Annotated in this window: 13 protein-coding genes; 5 read left to right on the top strand and 8 right to left on the bottom strand. The window is 61.4% G+C overall.

Annotation, left to right across the window (positions count from 1 at the left end; translation table 11 throughout):
- The first annotated feature begins 72 nt into the window (after positions 1–72).
- From VUN82_11755 to VUN82_11765, 3 genes are all read left to right on the top strand, one after another.
- On the top strand, positions 73–768 hold the full coding sequence (locus VUN82_11755) for a hypothetical protein (GenBank protein XAS74450.1): 696 nt from the start codon (positions 73–75) through the stop codon (positions 766–768).
- Between the two features lie 39 nt (positions 769–807).
- Entirely contained in the window at positions 808–2,166 is a 1,359-nt protein-coding gene (locus VUN82_11760) for an NAD(P)/FAD-dependent oxidoreductase (protein ID XAS74451.1), read from the top strand.
- A 289-nt stretch (positions 2,167–2,455) separates the two neighbouring features.
- Entirely contained in the window at positions 2,456–3,949 is a 1,494-nt protein-coding gene (locus VUN82_11765; GenBank protein XAS74452.1) for an MFS transporter, read from the top strand.
- A gap of 128 nt (positions 3,950–4,077) precedes the next feature.
- On the opposite strand, the gene VUN82_11770 is transcribed toward VUN82_11765, so the two are convergent.
- From VUN82_11770 to VUN82_11795, 6 genes are all read right to left on the bottom strand, one after another.
- Complete coding sequence (locus VUN82_11770; protein XAS74453.1) at positions 4,078–6,198, bottom strand: 3-hydroxyacyl-CoA dehydrogenase NAD-binding domain-containing protein; 2,121 nt, start codon at positions 6,196–6,198, stop codon at positions 4,078–4,080.
- Complete coding sequence (locus tag VUN82_11775) at positions 6,195–7,802, bottom strand: long-chain fatty acid--CoA ligase (GenBank protein ID XAS74454.1); 1,608 nt, start codon at positions 7,800–7,802, stop codon at positions 6,195–6,197. Before VUN82_11775 ends, VUN82_11770 begins: the two co-directional genes overlap by 4 nt.
- A 38-nt stretch (positions 7,803–7,840) precedes the next feature.
- Positions 7,841–9,037, bottom strand: a complete 1,197-nt coding sequence (locus VUN82_11780) for an acetyl-CoA C-acyltransferase (protein ID XAS74455.1) — start codon at positions 9,035–9,037, stop codon at positions 7,841–7,843.
- Positions 9,038–9,106: 69 nt separating this feature from the next.
- Complete coding sequence (locus VUN82_11785; protein ID XAS74456.1) at positions 9,107–10,360, bottom strand: acyl-CoA dehydrogenase family protein; 1,254 nt, start codon at positions 10,358–10,360, stop codon at positions 9,107–9,109.
- Positions 10,361–10,474: 114 nt separating this feature from the next.
- Positions 10,475–11,167 carry a helix-turn-helix domain-containing protein gene (locus VUN82_11790; protein ID XAS74457.1) on the bottom strand — a complete coding sequence of 231 codons (693 nt, stop codon included), beginning with the start codon at positions 11,165–11,167 and terminating at the stop codon, positions 10,475–10,477.
- A gap of 94 nt (positions 11,168–11,261) precedes the next feature.
- Positions 11,262–11,420, bottom strand: a complete 159-nt coding sequence (locus VUN82_11795) for a hypothetical protein (protein XAS74458.1) — start codon at positions 11,418–11,420, stop codon at positions 11,262–11,264.
- Positions 11,421–11,581: 161 nt separating this feature from the next.
- Between VUN82_11795 and VUN82_11800 the strand changes: the two genes are divergently transcribed.
- A complete protein-coding gene (locus tag VUN82_11800) occupies positions 11,582–13,402 on the top strand; it encodes a glycoside hydrolase family 15 protein (GenBank protein ID XAS74459.1) in 1,821 nt (606 codons plus the stop codon).
- 73 nt (positions 13,403–13,475) lie between these two features.
- Here VUN82_11800 and VUN82_11805 read toward each other — a convergent pair whose 3' ends face one another.
- Positions 13,476–14,792 carry an aminotransferase class III-fold pyridoxal phosphate-dependent enzyme gene (locus VUN82_11805; protein ID XAS74460.1) on the bottom strand — a complete coding sequence of 439 codons (1,317 nt, stop codon included), beginning with the start codon at positions 14,790–14,792 and terminating at the stop codon, positions 13,476–13,478.
- Between the two features lie 77 nt (positions 14,793–14,869).
- Positions 14,870–15,481, bottom strand: coding sequence for a TetR/AcrR family transcriptional regulator (locus VUN82_11810; protein ID XAS74461.1), 612 nt, complete (start codon positions 15,479–15,481; stop codon positions 14,870–14,872).
- Positions 15,482–15,645: 164 nt separating this feature from the next.
- On the opposite strand from VUN82_11810, the gene VUN82_11815 reads away from it, so the two are divergent.
- On the top strand, positions 15,646–16,662 hold the full coding sequence (locus VUN82_11815) for a phosphotransferase (GenBank protein XAS74462.1): 1,017 nt from the start codon (positions 15,646–15,648) through the stop codon (positions 16,660–16,662).
- Positions 16,663–16,672: the final 10 nt, after the last annotated feature.

Consider the following 16,672-nt stretch of genomic DNA (forward strand, 5'->3'; position numbering starts at 1 on the left):
TCATCTCCGACCGACTGCTCGGCTTCTTTGCCGGCCAGCCGACCGGCTGAAGTCACCTTTCAAGGAGAAATCATGTCTATCACAGAACTATTTTTCGCGGTCGCGGACATCTGGATGGTCGCCGTGGGATTCACCTACGGGATCAAGTTCATCCGGAACTATAAGAATTATCTGCTGGGCATCGAGTGGATCGTTGTCGCCACATCAGGCACAAACTTCCTGATCTATGGCCTCATCAAAGCTGGCCATGACAGCCCGATGTACGCCTTCGCGTACTTCCTCGACGCCTTCTCCCGGTCCACCGGCATCACTCTTATCCTGGTCCTCGGACTGCTGAAGGTCACCCACCGGTACAAGCCGTCAGTGGTGGTGGACGTCGGTGCCTTTGCCCTCGCCGCGGTGGCGGGTTTCCTCCTCAGCCAGTTCGCCGAGGAGATCGGCACTCCGGGCAAGATCTTCTACATCGTCGTCAACGTGCTCACTACCATCTTCCTGATTTTCTTCGTCAAACGCCTATGGGATATCAATGAGCGCGGGCATGCCGTGTTGGCCGCCGTTGCCACCGCGTGCGGATTCGCAATTGCCTCGATTTACGACTTCGTTCCCATTCCGGGTGACGACGCGGAGCATACGATCTTCTACATTTTCGCGCTTTCCTCATGGGGCTTGCAGATGTTCGCGTACTACCGCGCCTACCGGGCCTACGACGCGTACAACAAGCGCACTGAGGACCCGGCGATCAGCGGCAGTGCTGCTGTTACGGCTTGATACGCGCATCCTCTTAAGCAAACTTAGTCAGGAGTTGTGATGACATCGCTGGAATTGCAGGAAACGACCACTGAGGTGGTCGTCATCGGAGCCGGGATGGCAGGGCTGATTGCCGCGACCACGTTATCGCCGGAAACCAACGTCGTAGTGCTCGAGTCCAGTGATCGCGCGGGCGGACGAGTCGAGACAGTCAGGCAAGGTGACTACTGGATCAATGTCGGCACCCAGTTCACTGAGGGCACGGGTACGCTCATCGACGCACTCCACAGGCATGGCATCAAGATGGGCTCACTCGCAGGCAAGAGCATAGCGCTGTACCTCAACGGCACGCTGGTCGACACGTCGAATCCCGTCGCACTCATGTTCGGTACACGGATGACAATGGTGGACCGTCTCGGCATGGCCATCGTGGGTGCACGTATCCTCTCCGTCATGCCGTTCCTCGAGTCGAAGAGCCGTATTGCACAACGCGTGCGTGCGAAACTCGACACCAGGCTCGGGTCTTATCTGCTTAAAGGAGTCCGGTCGGAACTGGTACACGCCCTCGTTCGGTCCTGGTCTGCGCAGTGGATGGGATGCGAGGTTGAGGAGACGGCAGCCACCCAGTTTGTCACGTCGGTGGGGCTCACCTTGGCGGACCCGGAGAAGATCCCAAACTTCTCGCTACCGGTAGGTGGCAACCAGACGTTAACGGATGTTCTGGTCGAGGATCTCGGTGACCGTATCCGGCTGAACTCGGCAGTGCAATCGGTGAGGCAGGACGGAGACGGCGTGGTGGTTGACTACCAGGACGATGGCCGCCCGGCACGACTGCGCGCGAAGCGAGCGATCCTGACGGCGCCCGGCGATATCGCCGCCCAGATCATCCCGAACCTCCCTCAGCAGCACCGGATTGCCTTCAACGACATCACGTACGGCCGGTATGTGGTGGTCGGATTCTTCACCGACGAAGTCGGACCCCAACGCTGGGACGACTACTTCGCGGTTTCGACGCCGCAGCTTGCATTCCAAGCGATGTTCAACCACGCAGCGGCGATGCGGAGCGATGGCACCCGAAAGTCGGGAGGAGCACTGGCCTGCTTCGCCGGAGGCGCCAAGGCCGACGCGCTGTTCGATCTGCCCGACGAAGAGATCGTGTCGCTATTTACGAAGGACCTGTTAGCCATCTTCCCCGAGCTGGAGGGAAAACTGGGCGAGGGGATCGTGCGGCGGCACCGCCGGGTGGTGCCCTTCTGGGCTCCCGGGCGGAGAAACTCTCTTGCCACATTGCGTGATCCGCTCGGAACCATCCATTTCGCAGGCGACTATCAGCTCGACCTGCCGTCCCTTGCTGACGCTGCCACGTCGGGCGAGCGAGCGGCAAGGGCGGTGTTGGCGAGCCTGAACGGTCAGCGCTAGAGGAGGCCCACCCTGCTCTTGCTACTACTCAGGCCCGGGATTCAATGCGGATCCCGGGCCTGCCGGCATTTAAGGACTCATCAACCCAGGCATAACCCGGATTTGGTCACATAACCAAGTCAAAGGTCTTGATCATATGACCAAGATCACTTAGTCTATGAGGTGAATCACAACCAGTCGGTGAACTGAGCAGGATCGTGTACCTGCGCCCCCCGATGATTCCCCCCAAAAAATGACTAAACCCCGCGCCCGGTTTTCCTGGCGCTGGTCTGACAGCAAGGAATCAGGCATGACAGAAATAAATGACATGACCCGACTCGGTCGGGAGCTAAATGCTCGTCCCGGCCCACGCAAGGCACCGCTCATCGGAGTTGGGGCTTTGCTGGTCACGCTGACCAACGCGGTCATCTTCGTCCTGCCGCCGCTACTGCCAATCATCCAAGCGCAGTACGGCCTCGCCACAGTTTCGGAGACGACCTGGCTGTACACCGCCCTCACACTGGCCGGGGGAGCGGGCTTCATTCTGCTGCCACGCGTCGCTGACGTGTACGGCGACCGCAAAGCGTCCGTGATTGCATCGGCTGTCCTCATGCTCGGCGCTCTGGTCTCTGCCCTGGGTGACTCATACGGGGCACTGCTGATCGGCTGCGCCCTCATGGGATTCGGAGGAGCAGCCCAACTTCTGCCCCTTGGGTTCCTTCGCCGCAACCTGGCCGAGAACGGCATCACCGTGGGTGTCGCCGTTCTGGTCATCGCTACCGGAATCGGCATCGTCGTCGGCATGATCGGTGGCGGCTTGGTCGTTGAGTTTCTGTCGTTGCGCAGCCTCTTCTGGATCCTTTCGGCTGCATTCGCCGCGTCCACGCTGGTCTCATACGTCGTCATCCCGCGGACGCCGCCAGCCGAGCCTTCAGGCCGTATCGGTGCACTCGGGACGATCTGGATGGTGGCCTGGGTCGCAGCGATCCTGTTGGCACTGACCCAAGGTCTGGTGTGGGGCAACGCAGCGCTTATCCCACTGGTCGCCGGTCTCGTTGGTGGCGTCGCATGGGTGCGCGTGGAACGACGGTCGAAATCAGCCGTCTTCGACGTCGCCCTGCTGAAGTCTCCGTTCGTCACCGCCGCGTGCGTTTGCATCGCCCTGTTCGCATCTGTCAACGCAGCGTTTCTGTTGCTGCTAAGCACCTACAGCCAGGTCCTCCCGGAGGCTCTCGCCCCAGCGGATGCCTACGGACTGGGTCTCAATGCCCTGCAGACGGGCCTGCTCATGCTGCCCTTCGCAGGGATGTTTTTGGTGGGCAGTGTCGTTGCTGACCGTCCGGTCTCCCGGGGCAAGGGCGGGACCGCTCTGATGGTGGGTGCGGCGATCTGTGCAGCGGGGCTCGCTTGGATGGCTGTGGCCCATGATCAGCAGTGGCACTACCTCGTGGGCGCTGCCTTGATGGGACTTGGCTGCAGTATCGGCTATGCCGCCGGCTTCACCATGGTCCAGCTCGCAGCGCCGGAAGAGAAGGCCGGGATGGCAGCAGGGGTGGCGGGGACAGCGATGGCTGTGGGATTCGCCATTGGTACTGCGTTGGTCTCGGGTGTCCTCAGCGCCACGGTCGTTCAGGTTCCAGGGACGGAGATTGTGGTTGCAACGGAGGACTTGTACGGCACTGGTTATTGGATCGCCGGCGTCCTCGCTGCGATGGTGCTGCCCACCGTTTTGGTCTCCCGAGCTCGTACGTCCCGCCGAAACCGGAAATCCAAACCGGTCCAGCCGGTCGTATCACCGAAGTAAAGGATCCGGCACCCAAGTTCTGTTGCCAACAGCATGGGAAAGCGGTCCCGGGCTACTACTAGCCCGGGACCGCTTTCTCTTTGCGCTTGGGAAGGACGTAGGTCCGTGGCCTTTCGGCTTCCGTCGACCTAACCGTGGAAGTTTCTGCCATTGACCCTTGTTGAGGCGCCTGTCCTATCGAGGTAAGGGGTGATGCCGCCTAGGTGCAAGGGCCAGCCAGCGCCCAGAATCATGCAGAGGTCAATGTCCTCCGGACCGGCCACAACGCCTTCTTCCAGCATCAGGCGGATCTCCTGGGCAAGGGCGTCCTGCACGCGCACCAGCAGTTCGTTGGACGTGCTGGACGAGCTTCCGAAACGAAGCAGTTCGAGGGTGGAGGAGGACATGGTTCTTGTTCCATCCGCGGTGTAGGTCCAGATGGTAGGGACGTCGTTTCGGATCAGGTGCTGCAGGTTGGCCGAGATGCGGAAGCGCGTTCCGAAGGTGGCGTGCAAGGACTCTGTGACGTGTTGCGCCACGGGAATCCCGACCAGAGCCAGCAGGTCAAAGGGGGTCATGGGCAACCCCATGGGCCGCAGTGCGTCGTCAGCCACCTCGGCGGGCGTGCCGTCGTCGAACGCGGTGATGACCTCACCCATCAGGCGCAAGAGGATGCGGTTGACCACGAAGGCGGTCGAGTCCTGTACCAGAACCGGGGTCTTTCTCAGCCGTTGGGCCAGATCAAACGCTGTGGCCAGAACCTCGTCGTCTGTCTTGGGAGTTCTTACGATCTCGAGCAGCGGCATGGCGGCGACAGGATTGAAGAAGTGGAAGCCTATAACCCGTTCAGGGTGGCGCAGTTCAGCCGCCATGTCGGCCACGGACAGCGAGGAGGTGTTGGTGGCCAGGATGCATGCGGGCGATACAACGGCTTCCACCTCGGCGAGGACTTCTTTCTTGACGGACAGTTGCTCGAAGACCGCCTCGATAACGAAGTCTGCGTCTGCGAAAGCCGCCGTTGATGCTGTGCCGGACACCAAGGCTTTTGTGCGGCTGGCCGCTTCTTCGGTGATGCGCCGCTTGGCCAGTTGTGTATCCACTGCTGCGTGTACGTGTGCCATGCCCTTGTCAGCCCGAACCTGGTCGACGTCCTTCATGACGACTGGTACCTGCAGCCGGTGGGCGAAGAGCAGGGCGAGCTGGCTCGCCATCAGACCGGCCCCCACAATGCCGACTTTCGTCACCGAACGGGGGGATGAACCATCCGGCGCGCCTGCGGGATGTTTGGAACGCCGCTGGACCAGATCGAGGAAGGCGTAGACGGAGTCCTTGAACTCCGGGGTCTGCATGAGCTCCGCCAAGGTTGCTGCCTCAATCTTCGCGGATTCGTGCTGGGTGAGATGCCGTCCTCTCTCCATCAGGTCCAGCACCTTGCCTGGAGCCGGAGCGGCATTGGCCGTCTTGACATCCACGAAGCTTCGCCCGCGGGCAACAGCGGCGTCCCAGTCGGTGTTGGTGAAGGCGGCGTTACCGGCGCGTCGGCTCTTTACTGTGTTGATTGCGTCGGGATGATTGGTGATGATCTTGGCCGCCCAGACCAGGGAATCCTCGAGGAAGGCTGCTTGGCTGAAAAGGGTGTCGGCGATGCCAAGGTTGAAGGCTTCGCGGCCCTCGAGTGCCTTGTTGTTGTTCAGCGGGTTTTCGATCATGATCTTTACTGCGTTTGTAGGCCCTATGAGGCGTGGCAGTCGATAGACCCCGCCCCAGCCGGGCACCAGGCCGATGAATGCTTCCGGCAGGGAGATGCCCGACGCTGCTTCGGAGACGGTGCGGTAATCCGTCGCGAGGGCGAGTTCGAGCCCGCCGCCCATGGCGGTTCCATTGATGAAGGCGAAGGTAGGCAGGGGGAAGGATGCCAACGCCGCGTAGACTTCGTGGCCAAGTTCCGCCATCTTGTGTCCCATGGCTGGGTCCTTCAGGTTTCTCAACACCGAAAGGTCAGCCCCTGCCGCGAAGCAGCCGGGCTTGCCGGTAATACCGATGGCTGTAATCTCGCCGGAATCGGCCCGTTCCCGGAGCTTCTCAAGCAGGGTCCCCAGCGCGACCAAGGATTTTGGCCCCAGCGTTGTTGGTTTGCGGTCGATCCCGTTGTCTAGGGTGATCAGGGCGAAGGTTCCTGCTTCAGGTAGCGGGATCTCGCTCAGGTGGGGGTGGGTGGTCGTCTCGTAAGGGATGGCTTCGACCAGTTCCTGGTATTCGGTGTAGCTCATGTTGTTGTTGCCCTTTCCGGAATCACACCAGCGACGGGGGAGTTTTCTGCATACTGGGCGGCTAGTTCCCGTTTGAGGATCTTGCCGCTGGGGCCAAGAGGCAGTTCGGTCATGAGTTCGATGACGCGGGGGTACTTGTAGGCGGCCAGCCGCGCCTTGGCAAAGGTGATCAATTCTTCGGCCGTGATGGTGCTGTCAGGCGTTGGAACGATTGCGGCGGCTATTTCCTGGCCTTGGATCTCATGGGGAACACCGAAGACGGCAGCACTGATGACGTTTGGGTGTTGGCTAAGGATCTCTTCAACTTCGCGTGGGTACACGTTGTAGCCGTTGCGGATGATCATGTCCTTCGTGCGATCCATGATCCGCAGGTAGCCGTCGTCGTCCTTGATGCCGAGGTCTCCGGTCCGGAACCAGCCTTCCACCACCGCTTCTGCGGTAGCGTCGGGTCGGTTCAGGTAACCCTTGAAAAGATTGTGCCCCCGGACTACGAGTTCCCCGAGCTCGCCCCGGGGCAAGATCTCGATGCGCTCGGTGATCTCTGGACGGGCGATCTCAATTTCCACACCCCAGATGGGGGTGCCGATGGTTCCTGGTCTCGGACTGACGCCGACGTGGTTGAAGCTGGCCACAGGGGACGTTTCGGTCAGGCCGTAGCCTTCGTAAATGTCAGCACCGAAGGATTCACGGAATCTTTCGAGTACCGCGACCGGGAGGGAGGAGCCGCCGGAGATCCCGTAGCGCAGCCCGTCAGGGCGGGCTGGATTAGCCTTGGCGGCCTCCAGCAGAGCAACATACATGGTCGGTACGCCGAAGAAGACCGTGATCTTGTGTTTGTGCACCAGTTCCAAGGCAGCGGCCCCGGTGAATCTGGGACACATGACGATGGTGGCGCCGGCGCGCAGGCCGGCGTTGAGCACGCAGGTCTGGCCGAAGGTGTGGAACAGCGGCAGGCCGCCGAACACCCTATCGCCGGGTCTGAGATCGAAGGTATCGGTCAGCAGTACATTTACCTGTTCCATCAGGGAGAAATGCGTGCCGAGGGCACCTTTGGGTTTCCCTGTGGTCCCGGACGTATAGAGGATGGTCGCGGTGTCTTGTGGCTTGCGCGGGACATAGCCATGAATCGGGGAGGCGGCCGCGGCTTCGGATTCCAGCCGGGCCGGACCATCAGTAGTTTCAGGGGCCATCACGGTCAGCACGTCGACCTCTGCCGCTGCGGCGCCCAGGGCGCCCTCTCCCATCAGCGGCGCAGCACAAATCAGCAGTCTGGCCCCGCTGTCTCGCAGTGCGTACTCAATTTCGCGGGCCTTCAGCAGTGCATGGACAGGGACCACGACTCCTCCGAGGGCCAGGACCGCGTAGTAGGCGCGGGCGAAGTCGGCCACGTTGGGGATGAGCAGTGCAACGGGGTCTCCAGGTCCTACGCCGCGGGCGCGCAGGGCCCCCGCGTAGGACCGGGTTTGTTCCCAGAGCTGCCCGTAGCTGGTTTCTTCGTCCCCGACGATGAGGGCGATCGCCTCAGGGCGGCGGGCGGCGGACTCGGCCAGTATGGCCGCGACGGAGATCGTGCCGAAGCCGTCATTGGCTGGCGTGTTTGTCATATTGCTTGTCCTTGGTTGATGAGGGGGAGCGCCGTTGGTTATGCCTTGAGAATCAGGGCGTCGCCTTGTCCGCCGCCGCCGCACAGGCCGACGACGCCTGTGCCGCCGCCGAGACGCTTCAGCGCCAGCGCCTGGTGGAGGACCAGCCGGGCACCGGAGGCGCCGACCGGATGTCCGAGCGCGATGGCCCCGCCCTCGGTGTTGATGCGGTCTGTGCTGATCCCCAGGTCCCTGGCGGATTGGATGATCACGGCCGCGAAGGCTTCATTGATTTCAATAAGGTCCAGGTCCTCTGCGGCAAGTCCTTCACGCTTGAGGGCGTGTTCGATGGCCCGCGAGGGCTGGGAGTGCAGGGAGGCATCGGGGCCGGCCGTCTGTCCGTGGGCTCCGATCTCCGCTATCCACTCCAGGCCGGCAGCTTGGGCGGCGGCCTTGCTGGCAATGATCACCGCTGCGGCCCCATCGGAGAGAGGAGACGAGGAACCGGCCGTAATGGTTGCTTCCTCGCGTGTCGAGAAGGCCGGTTTGAGCTGGGACAGTAGTTCCGCCGTCGTTCCTGGCCGGACGCTCTCATCGGAATCCAGTACCAGAGCTGGGCCTTTCCGTTGCGGGATCTCAAGTGGGGCGATTTCCTCAGAAAGAATGCCGGCCTGGCGGGCTGCTTCGGCACGCTGGTGAGAGCGTGCGGCGACCTCGTCCTGTTCCTGACGGCTGATGCCGCGGGTGGTGTTTCCGCTGTCCGTGGCAGTGCCCATCAGTTCTCGGCTGAAAGGATCCTGCAGGCCGTCATGGTTCAGGGAGTCCACCATAGGCGTGTCTCCGATGGTGACGCCCGCCCGGAGGCCCTTAACCAGGTGTGGGGCGTTGGTCATGGATTCCTGACCCGCCGCCACGACAAAATCGGCTTCACCGGCCCGAATCATCCGGGCCGCGTCGATCACGGCGGTCAGACCGGAGAGGCAGAGCTTGTTGACCGTCACGGTGGGCACATCCCAACCGATACCAGCGGCCAGGCTCGCCTGCCTTGCCGGGCCTTGACCTGCGCCGGCCTGGATGACCTGCCCTACGATGACTGCTTCGATATGCTGGGCGGCGACGCCGGAGCGTTCCAGCGCGGCGCGGATGGCGTGCGCGCCCAGCTCGCTGGCGGAGAGGGAGGCGAGGCCGCCTCGGAAACGGCCGAACGGGGTGCGGGCGCCGCCGAGGATTACGGGAACATGAGCGTCTGTGGTCATTACGTTACCTTTGAGTGGGGTTTGACAGTGGGGTGGAATGGAATCTGCGCGCCGTGCAGCGTGAGTCGCTCAGGCGAACGCTGAGATCCCGGTGATGGAGCGCCCGATGATCAGGGCCTGCATTGTTTCGGTACCTTCGTAGGTGTGAATTGCCTCGATGTCGGCCATGTGTCGGGCAATACGGTTGGCCAGCAGTATGCCGTTGCCGCCGAGGAGATCCCGGGCATTGGCGGCAATGGTGCGGGCGGTCCGTGTGCAGGTGAACTTGGCCAGCGAGGCCTGGGCGGGAGTTAGCTGGCCGGCTTCGTCCAGGCGTGTCATTTGCATCACCATTAGTTGGATGGTGACCAGTTCGCTCTGCATTCTTGCCAGGCGTTCCTGGATGATCTGGGATGCTGCAAGGGGGCGCCCGAATTGTTTGCGCTGGGCCGCGTATTGCACGGCGGTTTCATAACACGCGGTCGCGTGTCCGACAGCAGACCAACCCACCCCGACGCGCGTTGCCAGCAGTACCTTGGCCGTGTCTTTGAAACTCCGTGCCAAGGGCAGAACGTTCGCGGTTGGGACGAAGACGTTCTCCAATCGGATGTGAGCCTGCCAGATCGCACGCAGTGCCAGCTTGCCCTGGATGGTGGTGGCAGTGTAGCCAGGGGAGTCCTGCGGGACCAGGAAGCCGTGTACCTGGCCATCGTCTGCCCGCGCCCACACCACGGTTACTCCGCCGATTGAGCCGTTGCCGATCCACTTCTTCTCGCCGTTGAGGACGAAGCCGCCCGGGGCACGCGTCGCGGTGGTTTCCAGTCCCACCGAATCTGAACCGTGCGTCGGTTCGGTCAGCGCGAACGCGCCGTACTCCTCGCCTCGGGCCAGTGCCGGCAGCCAGCGCTGCTTCTGTTCGGGGGAGCCGCAATAGGCTATCGAGCGCAGAGCCAACCCTCCCTGCACGCCTACAACGGTGCCGATGGATCCGTCGCCGCGGCTGAGTTCCATGGTTACCAATCCTGCGGCCATCCTGCTCATGGGTTCGAAGCCATCAGCGTCGATGCCGTCCCGCAGCAGATCCAGGTCCCCAAGACGCTTGATCAGATGCAGCGGGTAGTCGGCCCGGTCCCAGTAATCGCTGATGATCGGCAGGATCTCTTCCTTGGCGAACGTCCTGGCGCGGTCCCGAAAGGCCTGGTCCCCGGCGCTTACGTTACTGAAGATCCGGGCCGGATCTGTCTCAACCTCGCCCGTCAGCACGTAGTCGGGTTCGTGGGTTCCTGCCGAAAGACTTTCCGCTAAGCGGGGATCCGTTGCGGCCGGTATTGACTGCGTCGTCATTGTGGGAATCCTCAGATCAACTTGGGCGTGCCCCGGGCCTCCAGAGGTGCGGGGTCTATTTCACGTCCATCATGAGTTGAAACTCAGTGTCATGTCAAGATACCCAGTGCCACACTAGGGGATGGCACGGTTTATCGCTTCGAGAATGTCCTGCTTGTTTGCGCCCGATTCAAAGACCGTGACCATGACGGCAGGCGGCCGATCCCCATCTGAGCCGGATCCGTAAAGCTCGCGGCGAAACGTCTCGGCCAATGCTGCAAGTTCGCCCTTGAGCCTGCTTCTCAATTCGACGGCGGGTACGGCATCCGGGGCCCGTAGCCACTGGCGCAGGAACGCGTTGTGGACCGCCACCATCGCAGCAGCAACGGCAATCGCACCATAGTCCCGCCGCGCATTTTCCGGAAGCGCGGCTTGGAGATGCAGGCGGAAGGCCCGCTCGTAACTGTGGGAAGTAACGAGCTCGCGGTCCCGCAATGCGGGCACCTGCTGGAGCAACTGATATCGGGCCAACGCCGTTTGCCGGTGATGCAGGTGATGGTCGAAAACCATGGCCGCGGCATCGGCTACCGCCTGCAGCGGATCGCCGGTGCTGTACGTCAAATGATCGTTGAGCTGCCGGAGAATGCGGTCATGGTCGGCGAAAACCATACCCTCCTTGGACCCGTACTTCCGGAAGAACGTACTACGGCTGATGCCTGCCGCATCGGCCAGTTCCTCCACGGAGGTGGCCTCATAGCCCTGCTGGATCAGTAGATCAAGTACTGCGGCAACAGCCATGGACGGGTCAGTGGGGGAAACGTTCGGCATGCCCGTGAATCTAACACGTCCACAGTTGATTGGCGGTTCGCGACGGTGTGGTTGCCATGGTTGGGAACCTGCTGCCGGCCCTGCCCGGGGCAGCTTAACTGCCTGGGGCTGAAGTGTGCCGGGCGGCGTCCGGCGAGCAGGCGAAGAACTGCGGCTGCTCAACCGCTGCGATTGGAACAACAAGCCACCGGCCGCCATAGAACTCGACGTAAGAGTCGGAGGGGCACCGCGCGTAGGCTTCTTCCCGAGTCATGTCTTCCCTCTCAATCGGAGAATGAACTGGATCACATGACCAAGTCTAATGCGACTTGATCGTACGATCAAGTCAAATGTCCCGATTGGTGAGTTTTTTAGGTTCGGCCGTTTCGCGTCGAGGCCCTGACGTGGACAAGCCGTTTGTGCTTTAGTAAAGCCATGGCTGCTCCCATTGAGGACTATGCTCTGCTCTCGGATCTCCAAACCGGACCCCTGATCTCCAGGAATGGGAGCGTTGACTGGCTGTGCTTCCCACGGTTCGACTCCCCGTCGTTGTTTAGTTCCCTCCTCGGCCTCGAGAGTCATGGCCGCTGGCTCCTTTCTCCTCACCAGTCCGGAGCAGTGGTAGTGAAGCGGCACTACGTCGATTCAACATTTGTGTTGGAGACAGTATGGAAAACGCCCACCGGTTCGGCACAGGTGACGGACTTCATGCCGCTGGGGCATACGGGGTCGTCGATTCTGCGCCGGGTTACGGGGCTGGATGGGCGGGTCGAGATGCGCCAGGAACTGATTATCCGTCCGCGCTACGGCACCGTGGTGCCGTGGTCCAGCCGAATCCAGGACGGCGCGGTTCCTGGTCGAATGGTGTTGTTGGCCATGGCAGGCCCGGACGCCGTTGCGCTGCGGGCACCGTATCTGCCTGAGGCCCATGCCAGTGGGCACTCGGGCGAATTCCATATAGCAAGTGGAGAAGTTGCCGACTTTGAGCTGACGTGGTTTCCTTCACACCGGCCCGTCCCTCCAGCGGTCGACGTCGACGCTGCCCTTGAACAAGCCATCGGTTATTGGACGCGATGGGGCAGCCACTGCCGTTCAGATGGTCCTTACGGAAGTGCAGTGAAGCGTTCCCTGCTGGTACTGAGGGCGTTGACGAATTACGAGACGGGTGGCATCGTTGCCGCTCCCACGACCTCCCTGCCGGAGGAGTTCGGCGGACCACGGAATTGGGACTACCGGTACTGCTGGCTGCGGGACGCAGCTTTGACGCTGGAAGCCATGCTGACCCACGGCTACGAAACCGAGGCCCTCCAGTGGCGCAACTGGTTGCTTCGGGCGCTGGCCGGCGAGCCCGAAGACCTGCAGATCATGTATGGCATCGGCGGCGAACGGGACTTGCCGGAGCGGGTCCTGGATCATCTGCCGGGCTACCAGAACTCACGGCCCGTGCGCGTTGGAAATGCTGCGGTCGCCCAGTTCCAGGCAGACGTTGTAGGAGAAGTGATGGTCGCGCTTGAAAGGCTCCGCATGGCCGGAGGCAAGGAAGACCCCTTCTCTTGGGCGCTTCAGCAGATCCTGCTGGGCTTTGTGGAGAAGCACATCGAGAATAAGGACTTTGGCCTGTGGGAGATGCGCGGAGAACCTCAGTTCTTTACACACTCCCGGGTCATGATGTGGGCCGCTTTCGACTGCGGCATCCGAGCAGTGCGCAACCACGGCCTGACAGGACCGGCTGACCATTGGGAGCATCTGCGTCAGCGTCTACGCACGGAAATTATGAGCAAGGGATTCGACCCGGATCTCAATTCCTTCACTCAAATTTACGGCCAAGGGCAGACCGACGCCTCCTTACTGGTCATGCCCCAGGTTGGCTTTCTTCCCTATAACGATGAGCGCATGGCCGGGACAGTCGCGCGTCTGGAGGAGGAGCTCCTCACTGACAACGGTCTATTGTTGCGATACCGCACCGAAAGCGGCGTAGACGGACTGGACCCGGGCGAACACCCATTCCTCGCATGCTCCTTTTGGCTTGTTGAACAGTACGCAAGGACAGGCCGAATGTACGAGGCGAAAAACCTGATGGACAAACTCGTGGGGTTCAGTAACGAGCTCGGTCTACTGAGTGAAGAATACGCAGCCAAGGAAATGCATATGGCCGGCAATTTTCCCCAGGCCTTCTCGCATCTGGCGCTAGTCCGTGCCGCCGATGCCATCCATGGTGTGGACCTGCTCAGCTTGGCCGCCGAAACCGGTGCATGACCCTAGGTGGGGGAGCATGCCCCTCGTCCTCTCGGATGCCATCCCGGGGCTGAAGGGAGAGCTGGCGAGATAGTTAGGACAAGCTGCCGAGTGACAGTTCGAGCTGTTCGAGCAGTATGTCAGCGTGCTCCTTACCGAATACAAGTGGCGGACGCATTTTCAGGACGTTGTCGTGGGGTCCCACACGACTGATGAGCACGCCGCGTTCACGCATGTCCTCGATGAGGATTTTCGTCAGGCCTGGGGCTGGGGTGCGGCTGCCGTCACTTTCTATGATGTCTATTCCGAAGAACAGGCCGCGCCCCCTTACGGAGCCAACGTTGACGCTACCTTGAGCGATGTTTTCGAGGCGGGCACGAATGTACTCGCCCACGTGGCCGGCTTTGGCCATGAGGTCTTCCTGTTCCATGAAGCGCAGCACGGCCAGTCCGGCGGCGGAAGAGACAGGGCTTCCTGCAAAGGTGTTGAAGAACATGTTGTTCTGGCCGAATTCGTCGAGCAGTTCAGCCGTAGTGACTACGGCGCCGATAGGGTGTCCGTTGCCCATGGGTTTGCCCATCGTTACGAGTTCGGGTTCCAGGCCGAACATTTGGTAGCCCCACATGCCGGATCCTGTGCGGCCGAAGCCCGATTGCACCTCGTCGGAGATGATGAGCCCTCCTGCGGCACGGACGCGGGCGGCGACGCCCTCAATGTAGCCGGCGGGCGGCTGCAGAAGCCCCTCGGTGGAGAAGAGGGGGTCAAAAAGGAATGCAGAGACGCCGTGACCCGTGGCTTGAAGTGATGCGATGGCGATGTCAACGTCAGACAAGGACTGCTTAAGCAATGCGGGCACGTCGGCCTCTGCAACGCCGTGAGTGTCGGGAATCGGGAGGGGCCGGACATGGGAACCGAGCGGTTCGCGCACCGTCAATCCCGTTGTCAGTTCGGCCAGACTGGTGGTGTTTCCGTGGTAGCTGAAATCTGAAACCAGCACGCCGGTGTTCCCGGTGTGTTGTCGCGCGATCCGCAAGGCGAGCTCGTTGGCTTCCGAACCGCTGTTGGTCAGGAACAGCCGTTCCAGGGCGCCGTCGAAGGTGCCGAGCAGGGCTTCTGCGTATTCCACTACACGGTTGTTCAGGTAGCGGGTGTGCAGGTTGATGGTGAGCAGCTGTTGGTAGATCGCGTCAGCCACGGCGGGGTTCGCATGGCCCACGTGTGGAACGTTGTTGTAACCATCAAGGTAGATCTTGCCTTGCGCGTCGGTCAGCCAAACGCCAGAGCCGGAGACCAGTTCCAGCGGATTCTCGTAAAAAAGCGGGGAGTACGGGCCAAGTGTGGCGTATCGGCGGGCCAACAGGTCCTTGCCTGGCTGCTGCACCTGGGACTCAGTCTTGGTTTCCGTAGTCATGGCTGTCTTTCTGGCGCTTGCCGGCCTAAGCCGGCCGCGTTCTATTCGCGTTGAAGGTGGAGTGGGGATGACTGGTTCTAAGCCGGTTTTGTGAGGAGGCCTTCGACGAGCAGTTTTACGGCGGCTATCTGTTGCTCGGCGGTTCCGGGTGTCACGGCGGCCCGGGCGCCCGAGGCTCGAATGGCTCCCGACAGAGCCGTGGCCAGGGCATCACTGTCGGAGCCTTGGCGCAATTGACCTGCAGCGAGTGCCGTGGAAAGGTCGAGTTTGATCAGCGCCTCGAACGACTCGGATGTCCGCCGCACACCGGAAAGGACAGGTGTGACGTCCGGCCCCATAAGGCCGTAGAAGCGTCCTGAAGGACTGCTGGTCATTTCCACGTAGGCGCGTGCCAAAGCTGATATGCGGCCTGCTGTGTCGCTTGCTTCGTCGCGAAGCTCCAGGCCTCGGGCGTGCACGGCGTCTGCGACCCGCAGGTACACTTCCCGGACTACATCATCGCGCCCGCCGGGAAAATGCGCGTACACAGTCCCCCGGGAGAGTCCAGCCCGCTGGCTGACTTCTTCGAGGGCGAGCCCGGAGTAACCACTCTCGCCCAACATCTCTGCCGCAGCGTCGAGAATGTCTGATCGCGTCCGAAGCCGGTTCCGCTCACGCAGCGACAGTTGCTTGTCCGTTTTCAGGTCCATGCGGTTACCCAACCTTCCCAAGGCCATCCGTTGTCTTGCTTATTCAATAATGACACACGTCACTCAAAAACTGAACACGCTGTACTGTTGCCAAACTATGTGTGCAGGATTTAGCTTTAGGTATGACCCCGCTCACAACCGGGCTCAGGAAGCAGGAAATCAGCATGACAACAGAAGCGGCAATCCGAACAGTCAGGGGAGCGCTGGAGCAGTACGGTTTTGATCCAACCGCCCCTATTGAATTGGTCAAGTACCGGGAGAACTACGTTTTCCGGCTCACATCTGACTCCGGGGACAGCTATGCCATCCGCCTGCATCGGGCCGGGTACAGGACTGATGCGGAGATCAACACCGAGCTTGCCTATCTGCATGCGCTGGCCGAGCACGGGCTAAGCGTGTCCCAGCCGGTTGCCACCCTCAGCGGTGACTTCGTATGCGTAGTCACAGCTGAGGATGGGACCGTTTTCCAACTGGACGTCTTGCGTTGGGTGGACGGTGGGGTGCCCTTGGGTGACATCACTGAAGCGATGGCGGGGGAAAGCTCGCTTGATCCGGCAGTATTCCGCCAGTTGGGCGTCCTGACCGCTGAACTGCACACATGCACTTCCACAATCGGCCGAGTCGAAGCGTTCCGGCGCCAGGCCTGGGATGCCGACGGGCTGGTAGGCGACTCGGCCCAGTGGGGTAATCCGTTGGCCCTTCAGAGCCTGGGTCCCGAGGGCGAATCACTCCTGGAATCCGGGGTGGAGAAGTTGCGGCAAGACCTTGCGGCCCTTCCAAAGTCTGTCGAGGTCTACGGGGTGATCCACGCTGATCTGACTCCCGAAAACGTTCTGGTCGGTCAAGACGGCCAGATGGTTTTGATCGATTTCGACGACTTCGGTGAGGGTTGGCACCTCTTCGATTTGGCAACGATCATGTTCTTCTTCCAGCCGCACCCCCTTTACGAGAGCTACCGCGGAGCTCTGCTTGAGGGCTACGCCTCGGCCCGAGCCTTGCCGGACGGATTCCTCAAATCCTGGGACTGCATGCTGCTCTCGCGGGGGTTGACCTATTTGGGCTGGGCATCCACGCGCAGAGGTGACGAAGCTGCAGAATTCATCGTCGAACGCATTGTTCCGATGGTCCTTGGACTCGCCCGAAACTACATCTCCAAAAGCTATACGTCCGCAGCCACCTAACCATCATTCC

The organism is Micrococcaceae bacterium Sec5.1 (genome assembly GCA_039636795.1).
GTDB lineage: Bacteria > Actinomycetota > Actinomycetes > Actinomycetales > Micrococcaceae > Arthrobacter.